17 protein-coding genes are annotated in these 17571 nt (G+C 43.9%); 5 read left to right on the forward strand and 12 right to left on the reverse strand.

Annotated features, from left to right (window positions below; genetic code table 11):
* Nucleotides 1-23 precede the first annotated feature (23 nt).
* The 4 genes from ACFQZE_RS15090 to ACFQZE_RS15105 all read right to left on the reverse strand — a co-directional run bounded on the left by ACFQZE_RS15090 (nt 24) and on the right by ACFQZE_RS15105 (nt 5107).
* Complete coding sequence (locus ACFQZE_RS15090) at nt 24-2618, reverse strand: ABC transporter permease (RefSeq protein WP_379358392.1); 2595 nt, start codon at nt 2616-2618, stop codon at nt 24-26.
* On the reverse strand, nt 2615-3298 hold the full coding sequence (locus ACFQZE_RS15095) for an ABC transporter ATP-binding protein (RefSeq protein WP_379358394.1): 684 nt from the start codon (nt 3296-3298) through the stop codon (nt 2615-2617). The genes ACFQZE_RS15090 and ACFQZE_RS15095 overlap by 4 nt, the downstream gene beginning before the upstream one ends.
* Before the next feature lie 116 nt (nt 3299-3414).
* Nucleotides 3415-4419, reverse strand: a complete 1005-nt coding sequence (locus ACFQZE_RS15100; RefSeq protein ID WP_379358396.1) for a sensor histidine kinase — start codon at nt 4417-4419, stop codon at nt 3415-3417.
* A 4-nt stretch (nt 4420-4423) separates the two neighbouring features.
* On the reverse strand, nt 4424-5107 hold the full coding sequence (locus ACFQZE_RS15105) for a response regulator transcription factor (protein ID WP_379359261.1): 684 nt from the start codon (nt 5105-5107) through the stop codon (nt 4424-4426).
* Between the two features lie 336 nt (nt 5108-5443).
* Here ACFQZE_RS15105 and ACFQZE_RS15110 point away from each other — a divergent pair, with 336 nt between their 5' ends.
* Nucleotides 5444-6043: a DUF7010 family protein gene (locus tag ACFQZE_RS15110; RefSeq protein WP_379358398.1), complete on the forward strand. Its 600-nt coding sequence runs from the start codon at nt 5444-5446 to the stop codon at nt 6041-6043.
* Nucleotides 6044-6191: 148 nt separating this feature from the next.
* Here ACFQZE_RS15110 and ACFQZE_RS15115 read toward each other — a convergent pair whose 3' ends face one another.
* Together ACFQZE_RS15115 and ACFQZE_RS15120 are read right to left on the reverse strand one after the other, a co-directional pair.
* Complete coding sequence (locus ACFQZE_RS15115; protein WP_379358400.1) at nt 6192-7085, reverse strand: alpha/beta fold hydrolase; 894 nt, start codon at nt 7083-7085, stop codon at nt 6192-6194.
* Between the two features lie 151 nt (nt 7086-7236).
* Entirely contained in the window at nt 7237-8205 is a 969-nt protein-coding gene (locus ACFQZE_RS15120; RefSeq protein WP_379358402.1) for a helix-turn-helix transcriptional regulator, read from the reverse strand.
* 114 nt (nt 8206-8319) lie between these two features.
* Between ACFQZE_RS15120 and ACFQZE_RS15125 the strand changes: the two genes are divergently transcribed.
* On the forward strand, nt 8320-8745 hold the full coding sequence (locus ACFQZE_RS15125; RefSeq protein WP_379358404.1) for a VOC family protein: 426 nt from the start codon (nt 8320-8322) through the stop codon (nt 8743-8745).
* Nucleotides 8746-8858: 113 nt separating this feature from the next.
* On the opposite strand, the gene ACFQZE_RS15130 is transcribed toward ACFQZE_RS15125, so the two are convergent.
* Entirely contained in the window at nt 8859-10247 is a 1389-nt protein-coding gene (locus ACFQZE_RS15130) for an FAD-binding oxidoreductase (RefSeq protein WP_379359263.1), read from the reverse strand.
* A gap of 335 nt (nt 10248-10582) precedes the next feature.
* Nucleotides 10583-11425, reverse strand: a complete 843-nt coding sequence (locus ACFQZE_RS15135) for an alpha/beta fold hydrolase (RefSeq protein ID WP_379358406.1) — start codon at nt 11423-11425, stop codon at nt 10583-10585.
* 133 nt (nt 11426-11558) lie between these two features.
* Here ACFQZE_RS15135 and ACFQZE_RS15140 point away from each other — a divergent pair, with 133 nt between their 5' ends.
* Nucleotides 11559-12149, forward strand: a complete 591-nt coding sequence (locus tag ACFQZE_RS15140; protein ID WP_379358408.1) for a TetR/AcrR family transcriptional regulator — start codon at nt 11559-11561, stop codon at nt 12147-12149.
* A gap of 105 nt (nt 12150-12254) precedes the next feature.
* Here ACFQZE_RS15140 and ACFQZE_RS15145 read toward each other — a convergent pair whose 3' ends face one another.
* The 3 genes from ACFQZE_RS15145 to ACFQZE_RS15155 all read right to left on the reverse strand — a co-directional run bounded on the left by ACFQZE_RS15145 (nt 12255) and on the right by ACFQZE_RS15155 (nt 14608).
* Entirely contained in the window at nt 12255-13256 is a 1002-nt protein-coding gene (locus tag ACFQZE_RS15145) for an NADP-dependent oxidoreductase (protein ID WP_379358410.1), read from the reverse strand.
* Nucleotides 13257-13344: 88 nt separating this feature from the next.
* Complete coding sequence (locus tag ACFQZE_RS15150) at nt 13345-13671, reverse strand: ArsR/SmtB family transcription factor (RefSeq protein WP_379358412.1); 327 nt, start codon at nt 13669-13671, stop codon at nt 13345-13347.
* Between the two features lie 313 nt (nt 13672-13984).
* Nucleotides 13985-14608, reverse strand: a complete 624-nt coding sequence (locus ACFQZE_RS15155; protein WP_379358414.1) for an S-layer homology domain-containing protein — start codon at nt 14606-14608, stop codon at nt 13985-13987.
* A 107-nt stretch (nt 14609-14715) separates the two neighbouring features.
* Here ACFQZE_RS15155 and ACFQZE_RS15160 point away from each other — a divergent pair, with 107 nt between their 5' ends.
* A complete protein-coding gene (locus ACFQZE_RS15160) occupies nt 14716-15063 on the forward strand; it encodes a MerR family DNA-binding protein (protein ID WP_379358416.1) in 348 nt (115 codons plus the stop codon).
* Between the two features lie 148 nt (nt 15064-15211).
* Here ACFQZE_RS15160 and ACFQZE_RS15165 read toward each other — a convergent pair whose 3' ends face one another.
* Nucleotides 15212-16105: a polysaccharide deacetylase family protein gene (locus ACFQZE_RS15165; protein WP_379358418.1), complete on the reverse strand. Its 894-nt coding sequence runs from the start codon at nt 16103-16105 to the stop codon at nt 15212-15214.
* A 329-nt stretch (nt 16106-16434) separates the two neighbouring features.
* Between ACFQZE_RS15165 and ACFQZE_RS15170 the strand changes: the two genes are divergently transcribed.
* Nucleotides 16435-17559: a hypothetical protein gene (locus ACFQZE_RS15170; protein WP_379358420.1), complete on the forward strand. Its 1125-nt coding sequence runs from the start codon at nt 16435-16437 to the stop codon at nt 17557-17559.
* Nucleotides 17560-17571 lie beyond the last annotated feature (12 nt).

Raw genomic sequence — 17571 nt, forward strand, 5'->3', positions numbered from 1 at the left:
TGATCCAGCTCCAGCCAATCCGCTCACACACTCTCTTGCTTAAGCGCATCGATCAGATTTTCCCCTTTTACTTTTGCGCCGGAGTAGAGCATGGCTGAACCGACTATAACAAATACGGCGACAATGACAGAGAGAATACTCATCCAAGGCAAGGAGAAACCGTAACTAAATTTGTTCGAAAACGCTTGATAAATCAGATACATCACGCCGAGGCTGACGGGAAGCCCAAACAGCAGCGACATAGCCCCATAAAACATGCTTTCGTAGTTCATCATTTTCGTAAACCCTTTGGGCGTCATCCCAACCGATTTCAGCATCGCAAATTCTCGTTTTCGCAGGTGCACGCCCGTCGAAATTGTATTAAATATGTTCGCAATGGAAATCGCTGAAATCAACACAATAAAGCCATAGGAAAAGACAGATAACAATAGAATCTCTTGTTCTTCGCTTTTTCTGGATTGATACAAATTGTAGGCTTGCAGATTGATCTCTTGCATCTCTTCAATTTCCTGCTGCGTTTTCATCGGTTCCGAACTTCTCAAATAGAGGAAGGTATGAACGTACTCCGGGTCCTCGCTGTCGGCTAATTGATTCATAACGCGTTCCGACACGATAATATTCAGCCCGCCTGCCCCGGTTGTGAGATTCACTCCCATAGGAGTTTGATCTGTCAGCGCGGCAACGGTCACCCGGCTTTTTTTCGTGTCTCCTCCCGTTACTTCATCGCTATTTGTTAACTGAAACGTCTGGCCTACCTTTGTATGAATGGCCTTTGTTTGAACATATTTTTCCGTACTCCAATCTTTGTATTGGATAGAATCGATTACAATTGCGGCGGGATGATCCGGGTTCATTAACTGCTCGTAATTCGCGCCGACCGCTTCCGCATAAGATTGCAGACTCGAATCGTTAACAGAATGAATCATAATCTCGTAAAGATAGTTGCCGTCTTTTAGTAAGCTTTCATCGGTCTTAGCCTTCTCTTTCAGTGCATCGGTTACAAAGGCTTCGTCGATCCAAGCATTTTTATACATTTCATGGATCACGTTATATTCCGTTACGCCCTTTAGGGAAATAATCGATTGAATTAGCCGGTCGTCTATTCTTTGTCTATCGCCGTACGATACTTCAATATCGTAATTGACGCCTTTTTGCGACAGCTCCATCGATTGTCTAAGGCCAGCGGTAAAAAACGATACCGTCAAAAACAAAACGATGCTCACAACGAGCGAAAATACGATGGTATGATATCTCCGCTTGTTCCTTTTTAAGTTTTTTAAACCGATTTCCGCTTCGATTCCAAAAAGCTTGCGGATGAGCTTCGACGTTTTGACGGCTTTGGCCGTAAGCTTTACATCGGTCGTTTGGCGAATCGCGTCCATAGCGGAAATTTTGGATGCTTTCCTGGCAGGGACATACGTCGAAATAAAAATGGTCAGCATCGAAATGACACAGGTAATCAAAAGCGATACAGGCGTGACAATTAGCGTCAGCTTTTCAGTGGTCCATAATGCCCCTTGGATCATCGAGTTCATAAGCCAAAAGGTCGCCCCCATCCCGGCAAGACCGCACAAGATGCCAATTGGAATGCTGATCAATCCAATAACGGCACCTTCAAAAAGCACGGAGTTTCGCTTTTGGCTTTTCGTAGCCCCCACGCTGGCAAGCATTCCTAATTGACGGGAACGTTCCGATACAGATATTGCAAAAGCATTATAAATGAGCGAAACCGAGCCAATCATAATGACCGCCATAAGGATCGCCGATAAGGAAAACATCATGCTGTAGGAGGCTTTGCTTTTGGACAAGCCGTAATAATGAAGCAAATCGTTATTATATTCAACCTTATCGATATGGTTTTTGGCAGCCAAATTTTCCGCATGGGCGAACAAGGAGCGTTTCACTTTTTGCAAAACAACCGCCGCATCGACTCGATCATTTGACCCGATGATCCTTTCATTAACATAACTAACAATCGTATACCCCGGCGACCATGCCGTTTCCCCTACAGGTTGTTTGATGAAGCCAACCACCGTATATTCTTTAGTCTCTATATGCTGCAACGTTTCGGCTAACTTTCCATTTTCCCTACGCAGCATTTCAGTTTGATCTAAGGGCAGATCAGTGCCATTCTCGAATCGTTCGCCGACGAGAAGGGTTAAACGATCGCCAATTTCGTATTTCACTTTGGAGTTCGTGGCAATAGCTTCAGAAAGGACAACTTCCTTGTCCGTTTGCGGAAGCCGTCCCTTGCTCAGTTCGACCCCAAATTGCGCGATACCCTGTGCATCATATTCCTTAATGAACAGATAAGGCTTATTCGGGTTTTGTCCCCCTTCTAACGGGGCATAGCCAACATCTCTTGTAAGCGCAACGGTTTTAGTTGCTCCATCGCCCCGTATCGCAGCAAGCTGCTCTTTGTTTACATCTGAATACTGGACATGCCAATTCCCTGTTTCTGTGGTCGTTTGCCTGATCATTAAATCAGAGAAGGAGAAAACAAGCGTCGAAACAGAGGTCACCATTGCAACCGAAATCATAACGCCCAAAATCGTGACGAGCGTCCGTCTCTTGTTTTGCTTCAAATGCCGGATCGTTAGTTTATTGACAATGTTCATCGACGAATAACCTCGTCTTTCGCAATCTTTCCGTCTTCAATCGAAATGATCCGATCGGCTTGCAAAGCGATTCGTTCATCGTGTGTAATGATGATCAACGTCTGATGATAGGTTTTATTCAACATTTTCAGCAAGTCGACAATTTCGCCGCTATTTTTGCTGTCCAGATTGCCGGTCGGCTCGTCTGCGAGCACGATTGCCGGATTGCCAATAAGCGCTCTTCCAATTGAGACTCGTTGCTGCTGTCCACCGGAAAGCTGATTAGGCAAATGGTTTAAACGATGCCCCAAATTCAACGTATTTACAAGACGGTCCAGATGCTTTTTATCTACCTTTTGTTGATCCAACAGGAGCGGCAGCGTTATATTCTCTTCCACCGTCAGGACGGGGATGAGGTTGAAGAACTGGTAGATCAGGCCGATTTGTCTGCGCCGAAAAATAGCCAGCTGCGTTTCGTTCAAGGCATACATGTCCGTATCCTCAACAAAAACGCTGCCGCCAGTCGGCCGATCCACGCCGCCCAGCATATGCAGTAGCGTTGATTTCCCCGAGCCGGACGGGCCGATAATCGCAACGAATTCACCTTTTTGAACCGAAAAGGAAACATCATCGAGCGCCTTTACGGCCGACTCGCCTTCTCCGTATATTTTAGAAAGATTCTTGATCTTTAATATATCCATTGTCAAACCTCCAAGCTTAAGCTGATGATTATCATTTTATCAATCTAAAATGACTTTCAAGTGACGATGAAGGTGACAGTTTAGTCACTTACTGGCTTACTTACGGCATGTCGCCGCTAAATGACGCGCTTATAAAACTTAATTCGGAACTCCGTCCCCTTCTCGCCGTCGCTCGTCACATCGACCACTCCGTTCTGACTGGCAATAATACTGTGAGCCAGCGCCAGTCCTATGCCGATGCTGCCTTCGCCTGCGTTTTTCCCTTTGTAGAAACGTTTAAAAATATAAGGCAAATCCTCTTTCGGAATGCCTGTACCCTTGTCGGCAATTATCATTTCCGTAAATAACGCGTTTTCGGAAAAGGCGATAGCGATCGCTCCGCCTTCGGGCGTATGCTCTACTCCGTTTTTCAAAATATTGATAACGGCTTCGGCCGTCCAATTGAAATCGCCGAGGAATGAGGCGTTGTCATCGCCTGTGATCGAAACGGTTTGTTCCTTAATGTCCATCGGAATCATAACCGGTTCTAATGCCTTCTGGACCAGTTTTTTCACTGATACCTTCTCTTGTTTGAATGGGACGGTTTTGGCGTCGATTTTCGATAGCTTTAACAAGGAAGAAACAAGCCAATCGATACGTTCGAGCTGAATGCGAATATGATGAGTGAACTCCGTTCTTTTCGCCGGAGGGAGGGTAGGATTTCTTAATAAATCTGCCATAACCGTCATGGACGTAAGCGGCGTCTTTAGCTGATGCGAAATATCGGAAATGGCATCCGTCAGTTGAATTTTATCCCGCTGAAGAAGCGACCTATGCTCGGATAACATGAGGGTTACTTTGTAAATGTTGTTTTTTAAAATGCTAAGCTCGCCTTCTTGATTGTCGCGAACGTCAAGGGTATCATTGCCGTTGCTAATTTCCCGCAAATAATGGGACAGCTTCTCAAGCTCGCGGTATCTCCATTTGCTGAACAATAAGCTGCTGCCAATGAGCAAAGTAGATAGAATAAGGACGAGCGCCGCTGCGGCTGGAGAAATGAACACAGCGGCAATGATTGCCGCCGTTAAGCTGAGCCCGCACATGACAAACAATAAAAGTTGAATTTCCCGGTTACGTATCATCTCACTAATCACCAACTTTATAGCCTAAACCGCGTATTGTTTTGATCAAGGTCGGATTGCCCGGATCATCCTCCAGCTTTTCCCTAAGCCTTTTGATATAAACCGTTAATGTATTATCGTTTACGAAATCGCCAGCCACATCCCAAATTTGTTCCAAAAGCTGGTTTCTTGAAAGAACCTGTCCAATGTGGTTCCCGAAGATCAACAATAACCGATACTCTAATGCGGTGAGCGGGATATCAGCGCCGTTTTTATACACTTTGCCTTCCAGCGTATTGATACGGACGTTGTCGAGCTCCACGATCGCTTTTGTTTGGGACGGCTTTTGGTATCGCCGCAAGACGGATTTGATCCGGGAGAGAAGCTCGCGAACTCGAAACGGTTTTGTAATGTAGTCATCGGCTCCCATATCGAGCCCCATCACGACATTAACCTCATCGTCAATTGCCGTTAAGAAGATGACTGGGATGTCTCTGTGCTCTTTCACCATTTTGCACAAGTCATAGCCGCTCCCGTCCGGAAGCGACAAATCAAACAAACATAATGCGATTCCGTCGATGTCTTCAGCGAGCGTCTTTTTTGCAGAGGCGACATCATGGCACAGAACGGTTGAATAGCCATCTTGCTGTAGAGAATATTCCAGACCGGACGCGATCGTTTTGTCATCTTCGACTAATAAAATGTTCATCATTTATCATCCTTAGAGTAAAATCAATTTTTTTACACCTTACTTTGTATTTTCAAAACAAAATTTTTCTTCATACTTAGTTTCGACATTATAACAGCTATTTTCAACATTTGGAGAAAAGTTTCCTTTCCATTACAGATGAGCGATAGAGTATGTTTTTTACTTTTTACCCACAAAGGGTAAACCAAGTTCAAAACCTTGTAACGAGACACTTTCCTTCCCCATCCCTAGACGTCATTTAACCCAACTTTTATTAGTAAATATTGACACAAGAGGAGAACAATGATTTTATTAGAATGCATTATGACAATTTGAATGATAAGGGGTCTGGTCTAGATGAGCGATTTAGTAAAACCGCCGAAGGCTGCTGTATTTGGCGCTGCAAATGGAGTTATGTTTATGACTTTTTTTGGAGCGCTTTGGGCTGCCATTGGCATTATTGGATCACGCGAGCTAGGAGCTCCATGGTCACTTGTTCTTTCGGGTATTGTCACATTTATTTTACTGATTGGGGCCATTTCGCTTTTTGGCAAAGCTCGCAACATGAACAATGCGGTTACACCGGAAGGAAGGGAAGACTGGAAAAAAATAAATCGAAAATTTGGTCTGATCTTTGGCCTAGAAGGTGCTGCGATCTTTGTAGCAAGTATCATTTGCAACGCAATCGATCAATTTGAACTTTTCTTCCCTATCATGGCTATTATTGTTGGCGTTCATTTCTTTCCATTGGCTCAATTGTTCCGAGAAAAATTTTATCATGGCACAGGTGTTGTTCTTTGTATTTTAGGCATTATTACTTTCTTTTTACCAATGGACGTCACTATTGGCGATACAAATCTTATTGCGACATCTACTTTTATCGGTTTTGGGTCAGCTTTGACGCTGTGGGTGACGGGTTTGAGAATCTGGGTAACGATACTTAAACAATTGAAGTAAATATGAATTTTAAATAAAATCAAAACCAAACTCCAAATAAAAGAGCTTCTTCGCTACTACTTCGAAGAAGCTCTTTTGCTCTTAATTAGGCTACGGCAAACTTTAGATGTTCCTCTGTCGGATAAGCATTGATTCGGGACCACTTGTTTTATCCAATTTCATTGTTTAAATGATCAATAAATGCCTTCGCTGTTTCTCCCGCTTCTTTTGGCTGATGCATCCAAACATAAGCATGAATAGAATCGGGAATAAGCTTTATTTCGAATCTGGGTACCAAAAAAGAAGTGAACGCCGTCAAGCTATGCCGAATTGTTTCATTATTCCATTCTTCTTCGCTTGGAAGGAACAGGATCGGACATTGTACTCTTGAATAATAGCTTTCAAAAGCAAGATCCCAATATTTCTGAATATATTCCGAACGAACAGAATTCTGATAGTGGCTTGTAATAGTCCCATACTCAGCCTCTAACATGGTGCTTTCAAGAAATGATAATACGTGCTCGTTCCAGACGCCTTGCTGCACGAACGCCATCTTTTCTTGGTTAACATACGCCTCACGGGAATAGGCTTTCGGAACGTTGCGTTCCAAAATTTGAACACGGCGTTTCTTTTTTTCCTGCTCGATCTCTTCCTCACTGCCAGAAAATAAACCAAATTGTCCAAACTCGTTGTACAAAGCACCCTCGCAAACCAATGATGCTACTTTCTCCGGATGGGATGCTGCCAGACAGAGTCCAATCTCCGCCCCCATTGAGCTGCCCACGACATGGCATACGTCAATATTAAGCTCCAAAAGCATAAGATAAACATCATTCGCCATATCTTCAATATGATATCCGGACTCCGGTTTATCCGACTTTCCATGTCCACGTAAATCGGGCGCAACGATACGGTATGATTTTGAAAGTAGAGGCGACACTCCGTCCCACATATTCAACGTCCCTCCACTGAAGTGGAGAAGTAGAATTACAGGCTTAGAATCAGTTGTATATCTTACATTTAGCCTGATACCATTTTCCAATGCTATCAACTTCTCGATCATAATGAAGACTCCTTTGTCTTGCAATATTATATGAAATCATAACTCGAAGCAGTCATCTCCTATTGTGCTTTGAACAACATCCCCTATTTTACGGAGTTCGGCCCGGAAACAGAAGCCAATTTAGACGAGGATAGCTGCGCACATGCTCCTCTTAATAATTCTGCATCTCAATCCCTTCGTCAGCGTATCGAGCCATCATTTCAGACAACAGCACTCTAATCGCCGCGCGCAACTCCTTTGGTTCTCTCAGCGCAGCTTCCTTGCCGAGCCCTACAAAATAAGAAGCGTAAAACGGAAGATCACTTCTTGCCACATTTCCTTCGAGCCACCCCGTGCCGTCATTGCGAACATGGAGCAAAGGAATGGGACAAGGATCTCCCTCACATGCTTCCACCCCTTGTTTAGACAGCTCAGCATACAGGTATAAACTATCGCCATCAGGGCGAGTAAGCCCCTCTTTACTGCCCAGATGAATCTTCTGCAAGTCAAGCGGTGGAGAATCCGTGGGAATGGCAGAAGCAATCCGATCGCAGCGGAACACACGATAAGACTTGCGAAGAAAACAATAGGCCAAGCAGTACCATAATCCCTCTTGAGTATAAATGCCAATGGGTTGAATCTCCCGCTCGCCCCGCTGCTGTTTGGATGTATAATCCACAAGCAACACTGCCTGCCTAATCGCTGCATCCAGCAATACGGACAAATGCGGTGACTGTGCCTGTCGAACCGGCGTAATGAAGTCAACCCTGTCTCTCATCTGATCGATCCGGTCGCGCACATCTTCCGGCATAAAATTATAGAATTTGTTCAACACAGCCGATGTTTCTGTTTCAAACGGCAGAGACGAATAATGACGCAACGCCTGGACAGCGAAAAATACGGCCGCTGCCTCACGCTCCTTAAAAGCGATTGGAGGCAAAAGCCTCTCTTGCAAAATCCGGTATCCGCCATGGGGGCCTACTTCGGAGTATAAAGGTACGCCTAGTTCGCTGAGCTCCTGTAAATCCCGAAGAATCGTCCTCGTCGATACATTGAACTCATTGGCAAGCTCCTTTACTGTAAATCGGCGCTTGCGATTGACCGCAACAATCAATTCCATCAACCGTTTGGACTTAGACACTCCCTAATCGCCCTCGCTTGTAAAAAGTTTTCTTAATCATGACGTGATTTGTCACTATTATCTAATACAATCGAAGATGAGTCCATACCAAAAATCTAAAGGAGTTGAAAGAAGATGAATGTAAAATTCACCCCTTTTATCATGCTCGATGGCCGTGCAAATGAAGCAATCCAATTTTACGAGCAGGCTTTCGTTGCGCAAGTTGTGTTCAAACAAACGTTTGGAGAAATCCCTGAGGATGGCGTCACTTCGCAGATGTCTGAAGAAGTGAAAAAAAGAGTGGCACATTCCGTACTGGTTGTCGGTGGTTCCGAGCTGTTTGTCAGCGATTCAGAACAAGGCCAGTCATTGGAGCGCGGAGATCAGGTTAACATTTGCCTTACATTAAAGGAGGTATCCGATGCGGAGCGCATTTATGATGCGTTGCGTTCAGAAGGAAAGGTGCTCTTACCCCTGCAGCCGTTCTATTTCAGCCCTGCCTACGGCATGGTAACGGATCGGTTTGGAGTTACCTTTCAAATTTTCACTGAAAGGAACTAATCGTTTAGGAACGGGGGCACTGACACAAATCGTTCAGGCTAGCTGCCGCCATGTAACAATAGAACCCAAGCCTAATCAGCTTGGGTTCTAAACATTTAAGTTAACTCCAAACGCTACCTGCGCGCTAGCGGGATACTCTGTGGAAAATGAAAGATGTTATTAGGGTCGTATTGTGCCTTAACTCGTGTCAGTCTGGCGAAATTACTGCCGAAATAAGCTTGCTGCCAGTTTTTAATTTGGAGGTCCGGTGTATTGACGTAGACGCCGCGGGTATAAGGAAGCATTGCCAAACGGAAGTTTTCCACCCAACGAATTCCCCGTCTCGACTCCGCTTGTGTGTTCCAGGTTGCAGTCGGAGTCATATTATACAAGGCCCGGCGGTAGTAGTACGCTGTAGCGTGATTCGGCACCTTAGCTACCGCACCGCCCAAGCCGTGCAGCAAAATCGTGACCCCTGAAGTGGGCGGCGATTCAATAAAACGCCGGATGGTCGCAATCGCAGCCTCAGGCAGCCGATGATAGACGTAAGGTCCGACGCTTTTGAAGGGAAACGGAGTGGTTGGCGTAGTTTTTGCTACTAGACCAACGGACTCAATCCAAGGAATCTCCTTAATGACTACCTTTCGTGGCGAACCTGTGCGAAGTAATGGCTGGAGCAAATGTCGCAGCTCTTTAGCAGATCCGAGGAAAACTCCTTGCATTAATATTTGAAAATCCACTGAAGACTGTTGGTTTGATGATTGGGACTGCGAGGATTGGCGTCCATTTGCAATGCCAAGGGTAACGGTGAGCCGCTCATTGGCTCCTGGAACCGTATAGTTCTGCCAAGTCCGAAGGACGGCTTCCAGATCGCGCAGATCCCAGCCGATTTCAACAAAACCGACTGTTTCAATGGGGTGAGTGCGGAAACGGAAGTTTGTGCAAATGCCAAAGTTTCCCCCACCGCCGCCGCGCAACGCCCAAAAGAGGTCCGGGTTCTTGTTGGCGCTGGCGTTAATTAAGCGTCCTTCAGCCGTAACCAGTTCGATATCGACTAAATGATCGAGCGTAAGACCATAGGGACGAGACAAAATACTGTGACCGCCTCCAAGTGTAACTCCAGCAATACCTGTCGTTGGGCAAAGTCCTACAGGAACGACTAGCCTTTCCTTCCAAAGCGCCGAATTTAAGGCACCGCCCCTAACACCCGCCTGAGCTGTAGCAATGCCACGTTTGCGATTCACATCCACCTCGTTCATTTCGCTCACGTCAATGACGATCCCTCCATCCACGACCGATAACCCCTCGTAACTGTGACGGCCGGAGCGCATACGAATCGGTACATGATGATAGCGGGCCCAACGAAGGGCGTTGACGACATCCTGAGTCTTCTGAGCAAATACGACCACTCGCGGAAATTTGTTGAAATAGGCGTTGAACTCCCGCCGCGCCGAGTTGTACTGGGAATTCCCTGGCGCGACGATACGTCCCGTCAACTCCGGTTCCTTCCCCCGTCTTAATATTCGAGGAGCATATTTTTTATCGATTAGCAGTCCTGGAATTTTGTTTTGCCTCTTATTTTTCCTCAGCCTGCTCAGCGTATTAATGTTGACCTTCAATGTACGGGTTGGCTTTTTTATGTTCAATTCTTCCACATCCCTATCCGCATTTTTTGCTGTTAACAAAGCAAAACAACCGCTGTAGACCATATTCTCGTATACATAGGATGTTAGGCTGAAAGGAAATGATTGGATGAACGTGGAGATCGGTTGGAAAATTTATTTTGTGCAAGTCTATAGTTTGGTAAGAGAGAATTCGAGATGAAATGGATTGTATTCAGAGGGTTGTTGCATTCAGATTATGGGGCTAATGTAGAGCAGGCAATAAATTGCTGAAGGTGAAGAGCGAACATCTCTGGCTGATCTTCTTGTACTAAGGTACGTGAATGGTTCACGATTACAAATTGTGCGTTAGGGAATATTCCACTTACTCTTTTGCCTAATTCAATTGGGAATAACTGATCATCGGCACCCCAAAGGACCAATACAGGGTTATAAAAGCTAGCAAGCTTCTCGGCTGCTTCGAGGGTATGCTTTGGGGACCAGCCTTTTACAACTTTGACAAAGTTCGCACGAACTTCTGAGTTAGTAATATAATTATGAACGTATAAGTCACGAAACTCCCCCTCCCTTACCTTATGGGATAGCGGACCTAAAGCCCATGAAGCACGTAAAGCAGGTTTAAATCGGAAAAGTTGCGCCATGAGGAAAGAGAATCCGGGTATTTTAACGGCTAGCTGCAGCAAGGCAAATGTTTTAGGAGGAAAAATTTCAAAAGCATCGACGTTGCATAAAATTAGCTTCGTTACTCGTTCTGGAAATAACATAGTGAATACTTGCGCGTATGCCCCACCTGTATCATTGCCTAGTAGAATAAATTCGTCCAAGTGCAGCGCATCAACAAATTGTTTCATAATTGCAGCGATACCTGGTGGTGTGAAGTCTGTTGATGGAAGTAAGGGTATGGAGTGTCCTCCTAGAGGCAAGTCTGGAACTATGCAACGATAATGTTTCGAAAGAAGCGGGATAACCTTTCTCCATGTTTGGCCGTTAGAAAGCGAGCCGTGCATAAACAAGATGACTGGCCCCTCCCCTTCATCTCGATAATTAATTGTGCCCGCTTGGATATGAACTTTTTCCATCTCATAACCTCCTCAGTTGGTCACTTCAGATTTTTACAGATCATAACATACTCAAAGTATTTTTGAAATACCTAAAGTATGTTGGTTATGAATCTACCTTTATATTTCAAAAATTAAGCGATATAATATTGCCATGAACTCTAAACTACGTAGGCATGATGATGCCGAATCAACTAAAAAAGCTTTAGTCCAACGTGCCCAGTCCTTATTCGCCGAAGTTGGATACAGCAAAACGTCCATTGATGAAATTGTTAGACAAGAACAATTAACGAAAGGGGCACTGTATTACCATTTTAAAGACAAAAAGGATCTGTTCGAGCATGTCGTAGACCAGCTAGTCGCTGGGATGGTCGCACGAGTATCAATGGCTGTAGATACGGAGACGGATCCATGGGAAAGAGCCCAAATCGCCATCGAAACTTATTTAGATGGCTGTCTGAATGCTGCTTATTTGCACATCGTCATTATGGAAGCACCAGCTGTTTTGGGTTGGACGATATGGAGAGATAAAGAAAAACAGAGTATTATGGGTTTATCTGTCATGCTCATCAAAGAGCTTATGGATAATGGACATATTAAACAACAGAACGTAGATTTGTTAGCTTTCATCCTATTTGGCGCAATCACGGAAGCTGCGATAGGTATCGCCCATTCCAGTGATAAGCTTGAAGCGCGTGAACAAGCTAACGATATTTTGAAAAGAATAGTCTTAGCGCTTAAATAGAAAAGCTATCATTCTCCGCGCTGTCTAGAACGACAAGTTTAAGGCCATCCTTTGTGAGGATGGCCTTAAACTTTGGCAGTAATTTAATTTTCATCATATTTGAAATTACTTTATTTTAACAATTACCTTTCCTTTGGCACTTCCGCCTTCTAGATACTGAAAGGCTTGCCCGGCATCTTTCAAAGGATATACTTTATCGATAACGGGCTTAATAAGACCCCCTTCAATAAATTCCTTTAAAACCTTTAATTGCTCTCCTCTCGCTTTCATAAAAAGGAAATGATATCTCGCGTCGTATCTCTTTTCAAGAACTTTGAGCTTGCGGCTCACGACGGACAAAATTGCCGTTTTCACCCATCCCAATTTCGCCTCTTTTCCAAACCTTCCGTTTGGCACGCCAGAGATGGATACGATTTGTCCACCCGGCTTCAGTATGCGGAATGATTTTTCCAAAGCTACTCCTCCTAAAGTATCAAAAACAGCGTCATATCCGGTGAGTACTTCTTCAAAGTTTTCTTTTTTATAATTGATCACCAGGTCGGCTCCCAATGATTTGACCAAATCAGAGCCTTTATCGCTTGCTGTTGTGGCAACAAAAGCTCCCATCCTTTTGGCCAGTTGAATGGCAAACGTCCCCACGCCTCCTGCGCCTGCGTGGATTAAAATTTTTTGTCCTTTTTGAAGATGCAAAATATCGGTAAAAGCTTGGTAAGTCGTAAGTCCAACTAACGGTATAGATGCCGCTTCTTCAAAGTTTAAATTCCGTGGCTTTAACGCAATATCTGCCTCGTGTACAGCAATGTATTCCGCCAATGTGCCGATACGGTGTTTGCGTGGTCTGCCATAAACTTCATCGCCAGGTTTAAATGCGCTCACCCGGTCGCCAACCTTGACTACAACCCCGGCAAAATCATTTCCTAAAATTAACGGAAACTCATACTTCAAAAGGAATTTCATTTTCCCTTCCTTTATTTTGAAATCGATTGGATTTAGGCTAGCTGCATGAATTTCGACCAACACATCGTGTTCGCCGATTTCAGGCATTGGTTGTTCTGACATCGTCAATGGGGTGTTTTTCCCGTACTTCTCAATTATAATTGCATTCATTATCATTCTCCTCCATATGGTTATTAGTTTAAACGAATAAACCTATTGTACAAAAAAACGATTGATGACCGCCTTCAACCGTCCAGTGTTAGTCCTTTGGAAATCTGCTGCATTCCTCTTCCACAGCATTAATTAATAATTTGATTTGCTCTAGCGGTTGATGGAGAGTGAGCACATAATAATTTTCAACGCTCTTTTTTTCAAAACGAACAAAGCCATTCTGTTTCAACACCTTCAAATGGTGAGAAATGGCCGGTCTGGACAGTTGAATATGCTCGGCTATCGTGTTGACATTAAGCCCCGATTTGTGTTGTCCCAGCAACATAATAATGGCTTGACGATTTTCATCGGTCAGCACTTCCAGCAAAGGGATACACTCTTTAAATTGTTTTTGAATAAGTTCGACCTGATTCATAATCCTTCACCTATTTCGTCCATTAGTTTAATCTGTTAAACCAATATAGATCATCCGTTGAATAAAATCAAGTGCCCGAAACCATTAGAACACTCGCGGGGCATCTTTGGACATTTAGTTGTGAAAGTAAGCCTTGAGGTCAGGTCGCTTTCGCTCGCCAATCTGCTCAACAATACAGCTATAAATTAAAAAAGAGGAATGACGATGCAGAGATTGCCTCCACATCGCCATTCCTTTTTTACATTTTAATCATACGAGCGATCTCATCAAGAAAGTAAACCTGCTTTGGGAGCAGTCCCGGGATTGCAAGGCTTTACTTGTCGATCAGTTCCGTCGTTTTGAGCAATCTCGCGATCATCGCCGCTACTTCTGCGCGTTTCATCGACGCTTTCGGACGAAGCGCATCTGCGCCTTCTCCTTGTACGATGCCCGCTGCAATTAACTGCGCCGCATCAGCACGTGCCCAGCCCGCTACTTTCGCTCCATCGCCGTACTTTGCCAGTTGTGCATCAACTTGTTGCTGACTCAGCTTCGACTGCGGATTGATTAAAGTTAATGCACGAGCTATCATGGCAAACCCTTGCTCGCGCGTAATTTCTTTATTGCCATAGAAATTGCCGTCCGCAAAACCGCGAACAATATCGAACTCACCCGCTATAGCTACCGCATCGCCATACCATGCCGATTTCAACACGTACGGGAACCCATTCTCTGGCGCATTCTGGCGCATCAGACCCTGACCCTCCACGATCATTTCCGAAAATTCAGAGCGTGCCACATTACGGTCCGGCGAGAAGGTGTTATTGCCCGTTCCTGCCAAATCCAGCCGCGCCGCGATGTTATTAATATCCGATCTGCCCCAATGCGTCTTCACATCGTCAAAGTTTTGCGGGTTCCAAATGACCGAATACGAACCAGCGCTCCGCAAATTTCCCATAGCCGGTCATTTGATCAACTCGGACGGTTTTGCCGCCAAACGCAAAGGTCAGGTCAAGATCAACTGGGCTTACCAGCAGCTCAAATCCTTGTTCCTTCGCTTTCTCCTTGGCACTTTGGATCAACGCATCCGATGATCAGGAACTAATCCCCGGCGTAACTCGAGATCAAAATGGCCGCAGAGTATTTACTGATCCTGCAATCGGCTGGCTGCGCACCATACTCGCATTTCGAACCGCAGGCATGTCGATTGAAATGATTCGTCATTACCTTGATCTGTATAGCAAGGGCGAAGAAACAATTCCCGCAAGGTACCAATTGTTAGTGGAGCAGCAACATCTCACCAAGCAAAAGCTGGATGACCTCGCGCAGCAACTGGAAGTGATTAACGAGAAAGTCCGATCTTACAACGGCTGGATTCACCCTGCCAAACGTACTCAAAACAAAAAGGGATAATGGAATTAGCCCTACTTGCGAAACGGTTCATTGTAATCTCTATTGAGAATAAAAGGGTATCTGATGGGATGCCCTTTTATAGCCGTTAGCGCGATATCGTAACGATTTTCTCTTGCACTTTTTCAATATCGCGAACTTAACATCCTTTTTAACCGTTTATCTTTGCATGTACTAACTTTGAACAGTCAATCCGATCAATCCAGAAATCCCGTTCCTGCGGCACTTCCTTCGATACGGTGGTAAATGCACCCTTGAAACCATTTGCGACTAGAATTGGCGTTAATTGCTCTCTCATTGCTTTATGGTGGACACCTCCACCAAAAGCAGGAGTGTACCACTCAGGAGGAGAACCTAATACATTCGTAAGATAGTCCCGGCAAGGCTTAATTTCCTTGTCGTAGAACTGTTGAGGATTTCCACAGTAAGGCTGATGCTTGTGGCAGTGCACCCCTATGGTCATTCCTTCACGGTGCATATGCTTGATTTCCTGCTCCGTCAAGTAAAAGTCATCAATGAATTTAGCTCTATCCGGAAACAGGGTGTCAAATAGTGATCCCAGAATTTCTGTTGCTTCTTCTGTTGTTAGCTTTACATTCAACATGTACTTGTTATACCTGCGCAACCTATCGAGCTCATAAGAATAGATTATGCTTTCTTCTTCTATGCCAGTCGTATCATGCTTCAAACAAATCAGTTCCCAGATTTCCTCATCAGAAACAAAAGAAAGCACAGTATGCACAAGATGCATGATAGGAACAACACCAGAAACCAAAGGGCCTGACATCACTGTAAAATAAGCAGGGACCCCTTTGCGCTTCAAAATTTCAAACGCATTGATATATTGATCCTTAGTGCCATCATCAAAAGTCAAGATACACCATGGTCTTGATCTCGGGATGTCCATCTGATCCAGCGAAATAATATCGTATGTCTTGCTCAGCGTATCAATTTGATCTGAGAAATCTTTAGGCGACAAAGGGAAAATCCCCCTCCAGCCATCCCGCTCCCGGACATAATGGTACATTACGGCAACATTATTCATCAGTATTCCATCCTTTAGGCTGCAGCCAAATATTCATATGGTCCATATCAAAATCCGATTTTACTAAGTAAGTATCCTGATTAGAGATTGATGCTCCTCTGTTTTAATGCATTATCGTTTTATAAATGATTTCAGTATCTTATATCGGTTATTTTAAGATGTTAATAAAGGTTTTGGTTGCGTCGTCATAAAGTAAATCTTCTTAATCGTGTATTAAGTTATGAATATAATTTGTCGATAATCACTTATAAAAAAGAATTCAAGTTAAACTTTAAAATAGATGAAATGATTGTTTTTCCAAAAATTTCGCAAGGGGATGTAATTCGACTATGGAGATACGGCTCTTTAGAAGAGATGAAACTGATTTATATATGGAAGCAATAGATGAAATATGGAAGAAAGGCCATATTTTAAGTCGGGATAAGGCTCTAGCTGATTTTATGTTTTATAACACCCCGCAGCATGAAAAATATATTGGGAAAGAAAATTATGGTGCTATAGGTGTATGGGAAGATGGTAAAATCGTTGGGCTAGGCGGCTTAATGCTATTTGAGTTTAACCTTAATGGCGAAACAGAGGCAGCATGTAACGTAACCAATTCTATCGTGCTAGAAGAATATAGAGGCTCTATGGCGGGCCTATTATTATATGCTAAACCTTTTGATCTGTATCCTTTCTTCTGCAGTTTAGGGATAGGTCTAAGTACATTTTCAATGCGTGTTTCACCAGCTGCTATTTCAAAAGATATGGTAAGACAACCTATCTATAAGCTAGACCGGATGATTGGCATTTTTGATAAGAAAAAAACAAGCGAAGTTTTACTAGAGAGCAACGAAAATTATTTAAGAAATTATGATAGTGTTAGCAAGATAACTCAATATGGTGACAAAACAGTTCGACAGGAATTGGTGAAAGATAAATGGAATAGCTTTTACTATACACATATTGCCCCTAAGACGATTAGTGTTTCGCGCAACTTTGAATTTCTGAGCTGGCGATATTTAAACCATCCGACCTTTAATTATTTGGTGTATACTGCTCAAGATCAGGCCGGGAATTATGAAGGATTATTTGTCGCAAGGGTTGAGAACATCGTCAATAACACCGCTAAAATTTTGCGTATTGTTGAGTTTATATCCAAAAATCAGGATGCTTCCATAGCACTTGCGAACAAAATCGTAGAAATCGGAACGGACGAGGCTGTCCTTTTCGCCGATTTCTATTGCACGACAGATATGTTTAACTTTGGACTGGAATCAGTTGGCTTTAAGAAAGAATTTACTTCAGATGATGATAAAATCGTCTTGCCGTCCAGATTCCAGCCTGTCGATCTATCAGTTGTTGATTTGAATGCAGTCCTATCTTTTCACGGTAAGAAGGTAAAAAAATTGAATCTTTTAAATAATAATTTCTATTTCACTAAAGGTGATTCAGACCAGGACAGACCTAATTAGGTTAATCCCAAC

The sequence above is a fragment of the Paenibacillus sp. GCM10027627 genome (assembly GCF_042675505.1).
GTDB lineage: Bacteria > Bacillota > Bacilli > Paenibacillales > Paenibacillaceae > Pristimantibacillus.